Origin of the sequence: Algoriella xinjiangensis (assembly GCF_900115015.1) — a bacterium.
GTDB lineage: Bacteria > Bacteroidota > Bacteroidia > Flavobacteriales > Weeksellaceae > Empedobacter > Empedobacter xinjiangensis.
In genome coordinates this window covers 1-2306 of the sequence record NZ_FOUZ01000035.1, presented here as the reverse complement: position 1 = coordinate 2306, position 2306 = coordinate 1, and the positions used below count along the sequence as shown (strand labels likewise).

Sequence of the window (2306 nt, the reverse complement as noted above, 5' to 3'; positions counted from 1 at the left end):
TGTTGAACTAAACCTCCGGTAGCTTTTCCGTTATAAACCATATATTTAGGATATTTAAAATTCAAAATTATGGTAACTAAAAAAAATCTCCGGAGGAATTAAACTCGACCTTGTTAAATCGCGCTTGTCGTGAAATTACAGGATTTTCTTCACTCTTACAACGTTTAGAGCGTAATATTTCTATTTTAGGACGTAGTCAAAGTACGTTTAAAAATTATGCTCGTCATATAGCCTCCACTGCTTTACATTTTGGCTGTTTACCAACAGATCTTGACCCTGAACAAGTAAAAGATTATTTATACGAACTTCAACAACGTTCTGTAATGCCTTCGCAATCTTATTTTAAACACACGGTTTATGGTTTACGTTTTCTTTTAAGGACAGAAGGTCTACCTTATGATTATCTCGCACTTCCCTCTATTTCAAAAGAAAAAAAATTACCTGTTATTTTAAGTCGAGAAGAAATTTGGGGCATGTTACAAAGTGCTGATTTATTAAAACATCGTTTACTTATTGGTTTACTTTACAGTTGTGGACTTCGTTGCATGGAAGTAAGAAGAATAGAATTAAAACATTTAGATTTTGATCGTAAACTGCTTCATATTGTTCAAAGTAAAGGTAAAAAAGACCGTTATGTTCCTTTGTCTGATCATATCATTCGTGGCTTAAAAACGTATATTTCAGTTGAACATCCTACTACTTATTTATTTACAGGGAATTCGTTTAATCAAAAAGATTTAAACACTGGCTATAGCCAACGAGGCGTTCAATGGGTTATAAAATCGATTTGTAAGAAAGCGGGTATTTATAAAGATGTCCACACGCATACTTTACGTCATAGTTATGCTACTCACTTATTAGAAGATGGTGTCAATATACTATTAGTACAACGGTTATTGGGACACAGTACAATCGAAAGTACGATGGTTTATTTACACGTTTGTCAGTTAGAAAATAAAAAAGTACATAGTCCTTTAGATACTGTTTTTGAATTATGTCGTCGAAATGGGAAGTAGCTGATGTGCTTCGAACAGTAGATTTATCGAGTCAAAACTTTACAATACATCAAGAGAAAACATTACGAGCTTTATCGCTTTGTAGAACCTCTGTTTTAGGAGGTCATGTAGATGCATGTGAAGATTGTGGAAGTTTACACATTAGCTACAATAGTTGTCGTAATCGGCATTGTCCTAAATGTCAAGGTCACAAACGAGAAGAGTGGATAAATGCTCGAGAGCAAGATTTATTACCTTGTAGTTATTACCATTTAGTTTTTACGTTACCTAATCAATTGAATGATTTAGCAATCAAAGAACCTCGGAAAGTATATAAAATCCTTTTTGATGCAGCTTGGAGTACAATGTCCACGTTTGGTCAAACAGAAGGTTTACAGCTTGGTATGATTGCAATATTACATACATGGGGACAAAACTTAAGCCTTCATCCTCACTTGCATTGTATTGTACCAGGAGGTGGAATTCAGTCTAATAAAAAATGGAAACGAAAGATTAAATCGGATAAATATCTTTTTTCAGTTAAGGCATTAAGCAAGGTGTTTCGAGCAAAATATGTAGCTTTTTTGCGCAAAGAAAAGTTGGGAGATATTCAATTATTTGATTCTTTATTTCAATCGAATTGGGTGGTATATGCCAAGCGTCCATTTGGAGGACCAAAACAAGTGATCGAATATCTAGGACGATATACACACAAGGTAGCCATTAGTAATCATCGACTAAAAAATGTAACAGCAACACAGGTCACGTTTCAGTACAAAGATTATCGCAGCAATGGTCAAAATAAACAAATGGTTTTAACCAATCAAGAATTTATTCGTCGCTTTAGTCTACACATTTTGCCCAAACGTTTTGTTCGAATAAGACATTATGGAATTTTAAGCAGCAGTTGGAAAAGAGGAAAATTACAAGACTTACAAAAACAATTAAAAGTCAAACGAAAAGAATCAAAACCAAAAACAAAACACCGTCTTTGTTATTGCTGTAAAGAAGGTAATTTGATAACATTAGCACTCTTTGGAGATCGAGGTCCACCGAAAACTTATCTTTTTAAATCAGAATCTAAATCCCCTATTAATTAACTTAATGGGTAAGGGATTTTATGCCTAAAAACTAAGGTTTTTACTACTTCGAATTCCAAGTAAGTACAAAAAAAGCAGTAATCATATAAAATACTGCTTGTGTAGCTTAAAACTAAACTTTGATAACTCCATAAGAATTAAAAGCTAACTTCGGTTCCGTTCAACAGGCTTTCATCTCATGCCCTCCGGGCTAGACGAAAGCTTAGTTATT

2 protein-coding genes are annotated in these 2306 nt (G+C 33.8%); both read left to right on the top strand.

Annotation, left to right across the window (positions count from 1 at the left end):
- Nucleotides 1-323 precede the first annotated feature (323 nt).
- A complete protein-coding gene (locus BM072_RS15305; protein ID WP_245752238.1) occupies nt 324-1016 on the top strand; it encodes a tyrosine-type recombinase/integrase in 693 nt (230 codons plus the stop codon).
- A complete protein-coding gene (locus BM072_RS15300) occupies nt 995-2095 on the top strand; it encodes an IS91 family transposase (protein WP_092910747.1) in 1101 nt (366 codons plus the stop codon). The genes BM072_RS15305 and BM072_RS15300 overlap by 22 nt, the downstream gene beginning before the upstream one ends.
- Nucleotides 2096-2306 lie beyond the last annotated feature (211 nt).